Below are 12,830 nucleotides of genomic sequence, written 5' to 3' on the forward strand. Positions count from 1 at the left end.
GCAAATGCCCGAAGTGTGAATGCGGTGTTATACGTAGTTATATCTACTTCTATTTTACTTTCAAATTAGTTATTCCAAATGGGACATGTACGGATGGCACAATTTTTGCTATCCCTTCTATGTGACCAATTTGATCGTCAAAGAAAATATGTGGTTTAAATACACTCAACACCCTACTTTTATCTATTCCTCCAAGAAAGAATGCTTCGTCTACTCTAATATCTAAGTTTCTTAATGTTGTTATTACCCTTTCATGTGCTGGTGCGTTTCTAGCAGTTGCAATCGCTACTCTAATTTTAGGTTTATAGTCTGAACAAGTTTTATTTCTTTCAATTTCTAGCTTCTGAAGTTTTGATATCTCTTGAAAGAATCTTAACAAAGGACCCGCTGGTAGTGGTACATTCGCTTTGACACTTTCATGATTTTGAAATTCTTCTAACTTTCCACTTTCTTGATAAATTGTTTCAGCCGAATCATCAGCGATAATCCCATCAAAGTCAAAAGCTAAACGTAATTCTAGATCATACTCATCGTCTACGTATTCTGTAGGGTAAATACAACCAGCTGGATATCCTAATCCAACCGCACTGTTAACATCGTCTATGTTTCCAGATAAAAACAACGACGCATTAAATGCATCCATATACTGAAAAGGATCATTACCAGTTACAAATGCAGCTCTACTTATTGGTAAATTATAATGTTCTATTGAGTTAAACACACGTAAACCTGTATCAGGATCATTACGAGAAAGCAATACGACTTCAACTGGTTGAGTTTCGTCAGTGTTAATATTTAATATTCTCTTAATTAGTGGAAATGCCACACCTGGTCCCAATATTTCCTTCTCATTTTTTCTCTGATATACTCTATATTCATCTTCTCCTTGATCTCTAAACACTCTGTCAGATTCAGTTAAATCAAATATTGCGCTAGATGCAACCGCGATAACTAGTTTTTCTTCTATATTGTATGGCAATTGATATCCTCCTCTAATTATTCACAATTACGTTTAAAGTTCTTGTATTCACGAACCCGAGAATCTAAAGGCTACCTTAGCTTTGGCCGCGACAGCGGTTAGGTTCGCAGGGTTGTCCACCTGGAACCGCTCCCCTAAATGCCTCAGACGGACCTAGGGCCCGTATGGCATAATTGCGTGGATACATTGTTATACGAGGTTTCTCACTTCTATGAATCACTTAAAATGTCTTTAACACTATTAATTACTCTACTAGAAAGACTTTTTTCAGTTATTGATTCAATCCAGGTCATTGTAAGGTCTCCGGATAACTTAATATCTGTTAGTGTTCTGTTAACTCCATCCTTACTTCTTTGTTCATATCTAAATTCATCGTTTATGATTCTTATAAGTGCAATATTATGGGTTTTCGCGTAATTGATCGCCCCAAGTTGAAAAGAACTAGATGAAACTAAGATTCCTTTCTGAGCTCCAATTGATCCAACTCTATCTCTTAATATCTGTATGTAATCTCTTTTTATAGGAGATTTGTGATGTTTACATTCTACAAGTACTAAAAAGTTAACTCCTAATTCCTGAAACCTAATTGCTATATCAATATTATACTCACCGTCTGTTCCTATGATATTTTCTCTATGTGTGATTTCCGCACTTGGATATGATTCTTTAAATTTGTTAAGTACAAATTTTTCAAACTCTTCTCCAGTAACTTTAACTGGTGGATATAGTCTTTCAAATGGATAGGAATCATTTAGAGTCATTTTATCCTCCCTTTCTTGTTTTAGGAGTTTGTAACGTGTTTGTATCTACGAACTCTCCCTGCCCTAAGGGACGTTAGCTACGACCGCGATGCGGTTAGGATGTGCAAATTCCACTCCTCGAAATATCTCCGACAGATCAAGGAACGAATCCGACTTGGAGTAGATACGGATACGGTGTTATCGGATGTTCCGCACTTCCTAGCTACAACCACAAAGACCAAATTCATTTGTCGGCTTCTTACATGATTCACATATTGAATTCAATTCAATTGTTATATTATTCTTAATTAACTCATCTCTATGTTTTAATTGTAGGGCTTCAATTTCTTCTCTCTCTTTTCTCACAGCTTCCCGCTTAATTTCTTTTTCATTCTCCACTAGCATTATTAATTTAGTCTCATTCTCCAGTATGTCTGATAATATCTTTCTAGCCTTGTCTCTAGTAAAAAAAGCATCTTTATTATAACTAACAACTAAATATGCATTATCACCTTTTGGTTGAACTAACCAGACTTCATTATTACAACCTTCAATGAAATCAATTATCTTTGCTTCAATAATGTTCTTATCTCGAAGTAGGAAGATAGAATGACCCTTATTAATATTATATATAGCCATTATCTCTACTCCTTTTAAATTCCTTGATAAACAATAATTATAAATTAATCTTTAATGAACTAGTAAATTTCAGGTAGTATATTGCGGAATTTCCGATAACGTTTGTGCATTCACGAACCAGAAAGGCTTAAGGCGACGTAGTCGCCGGGTGGCTTTGCCACTTAGCCTCACAGGGTTGTCCGCAAAATTTGCTTCTTCGAAATGCCTCTTGCGGACCGAGAGACAGGATTAGCCTGACTCGATGCGTGAATACGGTGTTATCGGATGTTAATGCCTTCTTGTTTAAGCTATCTTTTTTCAAAATCGAAAATAATATACAAGTCCTTCAGTTCTATATATTTATATTTTCCTTTTGATTTCTCATTATTTGTCCATGACCGGTCTATATACTTTCTAAAATCCTTCCATAATTCTTTGTTTGCTTCATATGTTAATAAATCGTTATGAAATTCCTCACAGAATTTGCAAAAAGGTTCATGTGTATTAATAACGTATTTTTTTCTTTCTAATACAAATGATTCTTGAATCCCTTCTTCGTACAATTCTCCATTAATCTCTACAATTGCATTAGGAAATTCAATATAGTCGACCACTGATCGTTCGCTAAAGAATTTTTGAGTATCTATTATTGCAACTCTGCCGTTTCGGGGATACCATTTACCTACTTTGAAAAAATTAAGTAAAATAAATAAATAAATGAGGGTTATTATATTCTGATTCAAGACATTCAATAAATACTAGCTTATATTCCGATATGATTAACTCAACTAAGTTGATGGTTTCTTCTATTTGCAGTTCTTTTGCTTTGCTTTGATTTAGAGTATAAATTTTTCTAATAACTTCATTTAACGAATCATTATCATCTTCACTATTCCATTCATTCATAAAAATATTATTTTCACGTAGCCTCCTATAAACTAAATAGCTATGTTTAAATTGTGTTTTCGTCTCCATATACACCTATCCTTTGCATTAATTCCCGATAACGTTTGGCATTCCTGACGTTCAAGCGGCTTAAGTGACAGTAGGGAACGGGTCGTCAGACTTAGCTGGTTGAATATGTCGCCTGAATTCACTTCTCTGAAATCCCTCTCGGCGACCAAGGAGCGTATGCGACGATGTAGGAATGTTTTGTTATGAGAAGTAACTGACTTCTTTGAATTGCTGGATTAAGCCCCTTCAAAGATTGTTTTAAAATTAAAATTTTTCCAATCCTCAATTATCATTTTTTGTAATGTAGCCACTAAAATCCTGAAGGCAAATTGCTCTGTCTGAAATAAAAGATTTAAATAATCTTCATGAATATCACTATTAATTAACTCTTCTGAAGGTAAATAAATGGTCAAACTTCCATGAACAAAATTACTACGGTATTGATAAAACTCATTAATTCTTTTAGATATCTTTGATCTTCCTCCTTCATAATTTTTAAAAAGTACAATAGAAATTCTTTCTTTTAACGAATGAAGAATTGCAGATTGGGGAATCTCATATATAGATTCTAAGGCGTGAACAAGCCAAACAATTTTACTTGGACTGATTTTACCTTCCTCACAAAAGTGTAACAACGAAAATAGACACCTTTCCAATCTTGCTTCACCAATATATTTATTCCATAAATTATTTTTGTTAAACCAACTGCAAACCTTATTGATTGGTATAAATTCAATAATAGGCCAGTTCTCTCCAGTCCAACACTCTTCAAATCCGTAGTTACTAAGCGTTAACTCTTCACAATTTTCAGGAGAAAATAGTCTAGCACAATAACAATCAATAAATCCTGGGTATGATAGATTTAATGCCAAGTATAATTGATAAACAAAATTTTTAGTTGTTTGATCTAGAGTTACCATATTAATTTCAGATGCTGTTACTACAATGACTACTTCAGTTTCTGGTGGAATCTCTTCAGAACGTTCATTGAAAAACTCGATGATAGAATCATAATTTTCTTTATTTTTTTCGAACTCAGTGTGAATATCGTCCATGAAAAAGTTTTTTTCCATGTTTCTCTCAATATCATTAATTGCTATAGACCAATCTACATTTAAATGGATACTCATATTATCTCGGTTAAGCTCAAACCGTTCAAGCTCACTTTGAATATCATTTAATAGCTTATGAATATATATTTTTTGATCTTTTCTAGAATTCGTAATACCAAACGGTAAATTCTTAAACACAAGTCTATATTCTAATGACTGCGACATACAAAAAACTCCTTTCAGTTATTTCTCATAACGTTGTTGTATTCACGAACCCGAGAGGCTTAAGGCAGCACAACTGCCGGGTCGAAGACTTAGCCTCGCAGAGGTTATTCGCCTGAGTCTACTTCCAGGCACTTTAGCTTCGGGCGAATCAAGGAGCGTTAGCGACGCAGCGTGAATACGGTGTTATGAGATGTCCCTGCCTTCCTGATATCACATAACTATTATTTCTATATTCTTGATTTCCTCAATCTTCTTTCTTTTAACCATCTGAGTTCATCCACTTGATCATCTATCTCATACAAGTTCTCAATAGTGTGTTCTATAATTCTAATTGCAATAGAAAGTTCTTCTTTCGTGGGAATATCTAATTCATGAACTGCTGAATTCCCCATATATCTATGTTCATGTAGAATAGTTGCATGTTTCTGTGTTAAGTATCCTTTTGTATGTAAGCCCTCTATTTTAAGTTGAAGATTTTTACCTTCTATACCTGCTGAATCACATATCCCTTCTACAATTGATCTCAACCCAGTTGCACACAATATTAATAAATTTGAATTATATGATTTAATAACTTCCTTATATATCTTTCTTAATTTACTAGGTAATAACGCATAGTCCTTAGCTAAGAGAGTGTCCTTATCTCTATTTGGATAAAGAGTGACTACTTCTTCAGCTTCACCATCTGGATTAATATTCTCACTAGTAATCCACATTTCTCGAAAAGAGACATCATCACAACCCTGGCATTGAATAATTTGCCAAGTTCCCTCTGCATAATCAATTTCCATCTTAGGATAACTTTCTGGCGTGTATATCTCTCTATGCTCACTAATTAATTTATGATTTGTCTCTTGTTTACATTTAGAGCAGTAAACCTTCAATTAGTTCACTCTCACTTTCACTTGAATTTTCTTATTCATTGCAGGGATTTCTCATAACGTTGTTGTGTTCACGACATCCCACCGACTTAAGGCCACAACGTGGCCGGGCGCGTTGCGCTTAGTCGGTGCGGATGTGTTCGGTTGATCCCACTTCCCCGAAATTCCACTGCCGAACCGAGGGCTCATGCCCGATGCGTGAACATGGTGTTAGATGATGCCGGTGACTTCTTGAATAAACTTACATCTCACTATGAAACAAGTCATTATCAGCAATTAACCTTAGAAAGGCTTTAAATTCATGCCCATTAAAAATGTGACCATTTCGAACATTCATTATGTAATTTTGATCGTGCATACCATCAATAAGTGTTGAAGAATGCAGATAACCATACTTTTGATGGTTAAACGGTTGCCTTAATGGAAAAGGGCTCACATGTGGATCATTAACTGGAATTAAAGCGTTATCGACTAAAGTTTCAAGTTCTAGTTTTGTAGGTATTCTCCATTTTCTTTTTGAGTTTTTGTTTATTTCATCTACATATTTTCTAGCTTCATCTATTGTCAACTCTGAAGCACTTAATGTTCCAGCCCATAGCAATCCAGTTTTAGAATCTAGGATTATTGATTCTATTTGAAAATTAAAGTTTTCATCTTGTCTTTCAATCTCATATGAAATATCAATAACTCTTTCAACCAAGTTTCTAACCTTTAAGTAATCAATCTTCTGTTCCAATGAATATTGTGTTAAATCCATCCACTGTCTACTTTTAATATTATCTAAAATAATTCTCTCTTCTTCGCTAAATCTTCCTCGTTCAAAGTCAAAGAGGAGCACAGGAAGAATAATTCCAAAATCGTCGGTTAATTTTCCTTTACTTTTTAATTCTGATTCTTTTGAAAGAAATCTTTGCCACTCTCTTCTACACCATTCTGATTTAACATAGGAGGGTGAAACAAAAGCCAAACATATTTTGCTTTTATCTATTGAGTTAATAATTCTTGAACTCCAAATATCGGCAGTCATAATTGACTCACTATCTAAAAACATTTCAAGAATATCTCCGGTCATTTTTTTATAGATAGATTTTATATTCAAACAAAAATCGTCGATCCAGCCAGTGTCATTATCTGAATGGGCATAACTTACAAAAATATCTTTCATATCATTTATCCTCTCTAACCTCTATTTTCATTAGTTTTCACCGGTTTCATCTAACGTAATGTGTTCACGACGTCCAACTCCCTTAAGCCCGGAGGGCGGCCGCGATGCGGTTTGGAAGTTGGATGTGTCCGGCTGATTCCGCTTCCCTGCTACTGAAACTACTTCTCCGAATCCGCTCCTAACTCTTGCCGGACCGAGGCGGCTTGTCCGCCGAAGCGTGAACATGGTGTTATAAGAAGTTGGCGCCTTCTTGAATCACTCACAACGTACTATAAATTAAATGTATCTTTAATAAGTCTTGCGACTTCATCTGCACTTAAATTTGTATTATTAATTCTCAAATAGTTCTCTCTGGTAATTTCTCCTTCGTTAGAGTTGAGTCTATGTTTTTCCATGGTTTTGATTAAGTCCATTTCAGATTGTTCAACATTTCGTTTTGTTGGTTTTTGATCAAGTCTAAACGCCGTTGTATTCCGTTTTAATCTTTCTTCTATATTTGACTCTAATTCAACGAAATAAATTTGTGCTCCTTTGGATTCAAAAATATCACATGTTTGCTTAACGAATTCCCAGTCTGCCTGAAGATCAAATCCCCATACGTAAGTAAAAATAAGTCCATACTGGTTGCTGTTTGCGAACGATTCAAAAAGCTCTCATCTTACGATACTAGATAATCTCCATGTTTCACTACTAAAACCAAAGAAGGGATGAAACAGTTCGATCGACATGTGATTGTGAAACAATTTTAATTCGGTCATTTTCGTTAATTCATGACCAACCGTCATCTTGCCGACGGCCTGAGGGCCAAATAACAATATGAACTTAATAGAAATCACTCCTGTTCTTAAGATCTTGCGCCAATTTCTTATAACTTTTGGCATTCCTGACGTTCAAGCAGCTTAAGTGACCGTAGGGAACGGGTCGTCAGACTTAGCTGGTTGAATGTATCGCCTGAATTCACTTCTCTGATATCCCTCTTGGCGATCAAGGGCGAATGCCCGCAGTAGGAATGCTTTGTTAAGCGAAGTTCTGAACATCTTCGAAATACATACAGTTAAAGTCTTACAATTCTATAATTTCTAAAAACCATTTAATGTTCATATGATTTTTCTATCATTTCTAAAACCTGATCCCAGATATCCTCGCTCAATAAATTATAAATTAGACATGATTCTAAATAATCAGATTTAACCAACTCATTATCAAAATGATTTAATATCCTTAGACTTAGTATCGGTGCATTAATAGACATTTTAAGTAAATTAATAATCACTTGACTGTAATCATAAATAATCGCATTGATGTAATATTTATCAAGACTTGTATCCGTAATAGAATATTCAAAGTTTTCCGATTCATTAATAGTGCTCATAAAATGAGAAATAGAATCTTGTGCAGGATGTACAACTTCACAGAGTTTTATATAAAGTCCTTTAGTATTAAAATCACTATATTCATCGAATAATTCTATATATTTACTTGCATATAACGGTTTATGTACCGAATCACTGTTTGCATTTGATTTAGATGCAAATTGAAAATGGATTAGTTTCTCTTCCAAGTTACCTGCTAGAAGTAACCTATTGAGTTCCCCGTTTACCGCTAATTTGATATTTTTGAAATTACATGCTAAGTCAAGAGGAGTGTTGAGTGAGTAATAACTATCAGTTACTGATTCAAGAAAACCTCTTAAAGAAGCTGCAAATAATAAATAATTACACGTTTCAATTGAAAGGATTATCCCATTAAGCCATTTTTCATTTCGCATTATACTTGTTACTGAAGCAAAATGTGCTCTTAATAGCATTTCATCCCAATAAATTTTATTTGCAAGTTTAATATCTCTATCGTTATAGAGCGTATTTAAGTATTTCCCAGATGAAGTGTAATAGTATTTCTTGTGAACCATCTTTTTAATAATGTCATTATGAAGTAAACCAAATAGTTTTATTTGTTCTAAAGTGTCTGACATACTTTCCTCCTATTTAATAGTTTCTGCTTATATCGAAGTAGGATCTTTCATGAATCTTTCTAGAATTTCGCTTAACGTTGATGTGTTCACGACGTCCCACCGACTTAAGGCGACGAAGTCGTCGGGCGCGATGCGCTTAGTCGGTGCGGATGTGTCCGGCTGATTCTACTTCCCTGCTACTGAATTACTCCAGTCGAATCCGCTTCCTTACTCTTGCCGGACCGAGGGCCGAATGGCCCGATGCGTGAACATGGTGTTATCGGATGCCCTTGCCTTCTTGAAAAACTAGAAAATAACATCAATAGAGAATCTGGAAGGAATATAGAATTCTTTGTTGAATAATGTCATAAAGTATTCTTCGAAATGGACGTGTAACTATCATGATATGTAAAAAATGCAATACAAAGATCCCCGGACACTCGAAATATTGCAATAATTGCGGACAAGAAGTTGGTCAAATCAATAGTTATTCAAACAACAATATTACTAATTCAGGTAATATGAATTTCGGTGAAAACATTAATGTTGTTACTAACCATTATGCGCCAAATAATCAAGAAATAGTTAAATATGAAAAGTCAGATCAAAGGATTCTAAGTTCCCCAAAAAGAATAGTAAAATGGTCTTTGATATTAGGTGTTATAAGCATTATAAGCAATATAGCTTCCATCGGAAGTTTATTCGGTTTGAGTCTAACCACTCTAGAACTTCCAAATTGGTTAAAAATAATTCTATGGATTATTATATTCATTTGTTTGGCTATTGGCTTCATTGCAATAGAATTAAATATAAATAAAAGCTCAAGGATACCAATAGGACAAGGCAATTTTATGTATCTTGACCTTCAAGAAAATAATGAGGTAGTAATTTCAAATAGTGTAATATCGAATTGCCCAATATGCCCTGGAACAGTTACTGTTCGGAGATTGAAAGAAAATAATGAATCATACTATGTTGGTGTGTGTTCTCATAACCCTCAACATGTCTTTACATTTGATTCTAAAACAATGACAGGAAGCCGACTTCACTTATAGGGTTGAAATGAATTCAGCAAGGGTTTCCGATAACGTTGTTGTGTTCACGACGTCCCACCGACTTAAGGCCACAAAGTGGTCAGGCGCGATGCGCTTAGTCGGTGCGGATGTGTCCGGCTGTTCCCGCTTCCCCGAAATCCCCCCTACCGGACCGAGGGGCTTATCCCCCGATGCGTGAACACGGTGTTATAGGATGTCAGCGCCTTCTTTGAATTACCAAAGAATATATTTATTTTGTTGCTGGTTCTTCAATATTCAAATAATTTACTCTACCTTGCAAAGTACAGTTAGCAGTTATCAGAGTTAGCTCAAACCCCTTTCTAAAGATAAAAGATACATCAACCATATCTCCACAAGTTGTTATAGAGTGAAATTCTATTAATGTGACAGGTATATCGAGAATTATAGAAATTTCTTTTCTTATCTTACTAAATTTGATTTTCATATTATCTACTTCAATTAAATGGCTATTCCCTTTATATTTTTCGAGTATTGTATCTAACATCTTCTTACCTACTACTGCACCAATACCACTACCAGCAGCTTTACCCACGACCATTAAAAGAGCCTCAAAGAAGCCAGAACTCGCGCCACAATTTGCAAGTGAATTTTTCTCGTGGATTATTTCATAAGTAATATCATGATCCTCAAATTCCTTTATTATAAGGTGTTCATTTAAATCATTACCTTCAATAATTCGTATTCTGAGGAGATCGAGCTCGTCATCATTTTCATCTTCAATCGTTACTCCTGTACCTTCAACCTTTGTTGTTTTGTATTCAAACAAGTTGAAACGACTACTAAAACTCTCTTCAATACACTTTAATAATGGTTGAAAACTATCTAAATAGTCTTCGTGATTTTCCAAGTTTTCAAAGCCTACTGAAAAATGCAGGAAATTAATATCGAATTCAATATATGTATCATGTATTTTATAACTTGTTACAAGCCAATCTCCCTTACATCTAATTACTTCGATCTCAATTTCTTGCAGCAGTTCTTTGGTTACAGTAGTTTCAGTAATAAAATATTGTACTTTTAATAGGTCATTTCTATTAACGTTCTGCTCATCGTTACTTTCAGACATATAAGTCATTTCACTCGAATATGTAAGCTTTATTAATTGCATTTCTTTATCCTCCGATTAGTTATTTGATCTAATAAAAATAGCCTCAACCCCAATTTAAAAAGCAACTTAATTTTTTTAGATTTTATATTACTGCGCTGATTTCCTATAACGTTCTTGTATTCACGAAACAACCCAGCCTTAGATAACTCTTATCTTAGGCTGGGTTGTTTGTTGGCTGAGTTTCTTCCCTGATTAAACATCTGGCAACCAAGGAGCGAAAGCCCCGCAGCGCGAATACTATGTTAGCTGATGTTATCATCTTCGTTGAATTCGCTCCTCATACTTAATCTTTCGGATATTTTCCCAATACGTTCAAATTCACGTTCATCATTCGGTTCTGTAAGTGGAAATAGTTGAAGATTGAAACCGTATCCGATGGACAAGTCATTCGGAGTAAAACTTGGAACTCCTAATGTTATAATTAAACCTTTTACCTTCTTACTTCTTCCTTCAAAGCAATCTTTATCAAATGTCTCCTTTACTATTCCTGTAAGAAGTTCGTATGTAGCGCTGGGAAGTACATCAGGATTATTTGTTATTATAAAAGGATTCGAGTACTCTAATAGTCTATCTATAGAGATTGCAATGAATCCGTCATAATCATATTTCAATATCTGCTGTTCAGCTTCCTTAATTCTTTCCTTAACTTTATTTCTACTTGTTATCCGCTTTACAGCTACGGAATAAATTTCACTATCGTAATTAAAAATAAAATCTGGTTCAACACAATTTATATTCATTCCAGAGTTACTGAATCTTGAAGCAAGATACAACTGATATTGGAGGTTTCTCGCTAAAGAATTTGCATCTTCTGAGGGCAATCTACTTCCTCCGAACAATAGCTTCAGTTCTTGCTTTGAGTTTTCTAGGATTTCCTTACATGAAACAATTGATTTGATTTCAAAAAAATCTCTCATTCCTTCTAGTAATTCTGAGAAATGTTCTTCTATATTATCTTTAATGAGTAATTGAGAATACTCCTTGTAGAATTGGTAGAATCTATTTGACTTATTAATTGATATATTGTTCCCTTCCAACAAATAAAATATCTCTTCGAATTGTTCTAATATATCTCTTGCATGTAGATTTATTCCACCATTCCTCAATTTGAATCCTCCTTTGAAATCAAACTAGATATCAATAATTCATTAAGGTTACTATGATAATTTCCCCTAACTAGCACATTAGCGAATTCCTATATCCCTTTTAAACTAACAAAGTCCACTCTAAAATGAACATTACCAATCTTTTTACACACGCACTCTCTATATTTCACCACCCCCACATCCTCCACCTTATATCCCACATCTAACCACTTTATCCAATATCATGTCAATGCAAAAACGCCCGGTTTCCCGGGCGTTGGATGACACTTCTACGTATTCTCTAAATGATTACTTAAGACATAAGGTATTCTCATAGATTAAGATTCGGATACGACTGTAAAACGTTCATTTAGGTGTTTTGGGTTGTCGATTTCATCTACAACGGCAATTGCGTAGTCTTCATAACTTACATAGCTTTCGCCTTTGGAGTTAACGAGAAGGTTGTCTTTGCCGGTTTGATAGGAACCTGTACGTGTACCCTCTGCAAAGAATGCTGAAGGACTGATGAAGGTCCAATTGAGATCGGATGTGCCTTGTAGGATCTCCAAGTTTTTACCTTGATTTGAAGCTGTTGGAAGGAACATGGCTGGAAAATCTGGTGTATCCAGTACTTTTAATGTTTTCGCTTCGTCAACATATAGACTACCTGCTCCACCAACCACGATCAATCTTGTGTTTGCACCCTTAAGTGCTTCGATCAGAACGTTTCCCGCCTCTACGTGCAAATGCTCTTCTCCCATTGGAGCGCCAAACGCATTGACCACCACATCAAATTTTGTGAGATCATCTGACGTTAGGTTGAAAATATCCTTTTCTACTACTGACACGCTTTTGTCTGCTAACTTGGAAGCATTACGAACGATAGCTGTTACCTCATGTCCCCGCTCTGCTGCTTCTTTTATGATCTGACTTCCTGCTTTACCTGCTGCTCCAATAACTGCAATCTTTGCCATGTTAATTTCCTCCTGAATAAAT

The 12,830-nt window shown here is 35.0% G+C and carries 13 protein-coding genes and 1 pseudogene; 1 reads left to right on the forward strand and 13 read right to left on the reverse strand.

Annotation, left to right across the window (positions count from 1 at the left end; translation table 11 throughout):
• Positions 1-49: 49 nt before the first annotated feature.
• The 10 genes and pseudogenes from NST85_RS16025 to NST85_RS16070 form a co-directional block, all read right to left on the reverse strand.
• Positions 50-979, reverse strand: coding sequence for a 5'-nucleotidase (locus tag NST85_RS16025; protein WP_341189775.1), 930 nt, complete (start codon positions 977-979; stop codon positions 50-52).
• Between the two features lie 209 nt (positions 980-1,188).
• Entirely contained in the window at positions 1,189-1,740 is a 552-nt protein-coding gene (locus NST85_RS16030) for a restriction endonuclease (RefSeq protein ID WP_341189776.1), read from the reverse strand.
• A 198-nt stretch (positions 1,741-1,938) separates the two neighbouring features.
• Entirely contained in the window at positions 1,939-2,358 is a 420-nt protein-coding gene (locus NST85_RS16035) for a hypothetical protein (protein ID WP_341189777.1), read from the reverse strand.
• 287 nt (positions 2,359-2,645) lie between these two features.
• Entirely contained in the window at positions 2,646-3,080 is a 435-nt protein-coding gene (locus NST85_RS16040; RefSeq protein ID WP_341189778.1) for a hypothetical protein, read from the reverse strand.
• Positions 3,034-3,312 carry a hypothetical protein gene (locus NST85_RS16045; protein WP_341189779.1) on the reverse strand — a complete coding sequence of 93 codons (279 nt, stop codon included), beginning with the start codon at positions 3,310-3,312 and terminating at the stop codon, positions 3,034-3,036. The genes NST85_RS16040 and NST85_RS16045 overlap by 47 nt, the downstream gene beginning before the upstream one ends.
• Before the next feature lie 215 nt (positions 3,313-3,527).
• A complete protein-coding gene (locus tag NST85_RS16050) occupies positions 3,528-4,568 on the reverse strand; it encodes a hypothetical protein (RefSeq protein ID WP_341189780.1) in 1,041 nt (346 codons plus the stop codon).
• 227 nt (positions 4,569-4,795) lie between these two features.
• A complete protein-coding gene (locus NST85_RS16055; protein ID WP_341189781.1) occupies positions 4,796-5,359 on the reverse strand; it encodes a DUF4145 domain-containing protein in 564 nt (187 codons plus the stop codon).
• A 331-nt stretch (positions 5,360-5,690) separates the two neighbouring features.
• Positions 5,691-6,614, reverse strand: coding sequence for a TIR domain-containing protein (locus tag NST85_RS16060; protein WP_341189782.1), 924 nt, complete (start codon positions 6,612-6,614; stop codon positions 5,691-5,693).
• 269 nt (positions 6,615-6,883) lie between these two features.
• Positions 6,884-7,441: pseudogene (locus tag NST85_RS16065) on the reverse strand (shikimate kinase).
• A 263-nt stretch (positions 7,442-7,704) separates the two neighbouring features.
• Positions 7,705-8,586, reverse strand: a complete 882-nt coding sequence (locus NST85_RS16070) for a hypothetical protein (protein ID WP_341189783.1) — start codon at positions 8,584-8,586, stop codon at positions 7,705-7,707.
• Positions 8,587-8,966: 380 nt separating this feature from the next.
• Between NST85_RS16070 and NST85_RS16075 the strand changes: the two genes are divergently transcribed.
• On the forward strand, positions 8,967-9,620 hold the full coding sequence (locus NST85_RS16075) for a hypothetical protein (protein WP_341189784.1): 654 nt from the start codon (positions 8,967-8,969) through the stop codon (positions 9,618-9,620).
• 229 nt (positions 9,621-9,849) lie between these two features.
• Here the strand turns inward: NST85_RS16075 and NST85_RS16080 are convergent, their stop codons facing one another.
• From NST85_RS16080 to NST85_RS16090, 3 genes are all read right to left on the reverse strand, one after another.
• On the reverse strand, positions 9,850-10,749 hold the full coding sequence (locus tag NST85_RS16080; protein WP_341189785.1) for a hypothetical protein: 900 nt from the start codon (positions 10,747-10,749) through the stop codon (positions 9,850-9,852).
• Between the two features lie 242 nt (positions 10,750-10,991).
• Positions 10,992-11,855, reverse strand: coding sequence for a hypothetical protein (locus tag NST85_RS16085; RefSeq protein WP_341189786.1), 864 nt, complete (start codon positions 11,853-11,855; stop codon positions 10,992-10,994).
• A gap of 317 nt (positions 11,856-12,172) precedes the next feature.
• A complete protein-coding gene (locus NST85_RS16090) occupies positions 12,173-12,808 on the reverse strand; it encodes an NAD(P)-dependent oxidoreductase (RefSeq protein ID WP_341189787.1) in 636 nt (211 codons plus the stop codon).
• Positions 12,809-12,830: the final 22 nt, after the last annotated feature.

The sequence above is a fragment of the Paenibacillus sp. FSL K6-2524 genome (genome assembly GCF_038005525.1).
In the GTDB taxonomy this organism is placed as follows: domain Bacteria; phylum Bacillota; class Bacilli; order Paenibacillales; family Paenibacillaceae; genus Fontibacillus; species Fontibacillus anaericanus.

Excerpts from the sequence above, each read along its gene's own strand:
- NST85_RS16030 (WP_341189776.1), bottom strand. The coding sequence starts at position 1,740 with ATGACTCTAAATGATTCCTATCCATTTGAAAGACTATATCCACCAGTT.
- NST85_RS16035 (WP_341189777.1), bottom strand. The coding sequence starts at position 2,358 with ATGGCTATATATAATATTAATAAGGGTCATTCTATCTTCCTACTTCGA.
- NST85_RS16045 (WP_341189779.1), bottom strand. The coding sequence starts at position 3,312 with ATGGAGACGAAAACACAATTTAAACATAGCTATTTAGTTTATAGGAGG.
- NST85_RS16050 (WP_341189780.1), bottom strand. The coding sequence starts at position 4,568 with ATGTCGCAGTCATTAGAATATAGACTTGTGTTTAAGAATTTACCGTTT.
- NST85_RS16055 (WP_341189781.1), bottom strand. The coding sequence starts at position 5,359 with ATGGAAATTGATTATGCAGAGGGAACTTGGCAAATTATTCAATGCCAG.
- NST85_RS16060 (WP_341189782.1), bottom strand. The coding sequence starts at position 6,614 with ATGAAAGATATTTTTGTAAGTTATGCCCATTCAGATAATGACACTGGC.
- NST85_RS16070 (WP_341189783.1), bottom strand. The coding sequence starts at position 8,586 with ATGTCAGACACTTTAGAACAAATAAAACTATTTGGTTTACTTCATAAT.
- NST85_RS16075 (WP_341189784.1), top strand. The coding sequence starts at position 8,967 with ATGATATGTAAAAAATGCAATACAAAGATCCCCGGACACTCGAAATAT.
- NST85_RS16080 (WP_341189785.1), bottom strand. The coding sequence starts at position 10,749 with ATGCAATTAATAAAGCTTACATATTCGAGTGAAATGACTTATATGTCT.
- NST85_RS16090 (WP_341189787.1), bottom strand. The coding sequence starts at position 12,808 with ATGGCAAAGATTGCAGTTATTGGAGCAGCAGGTAAAGCAGGAAGTCAG.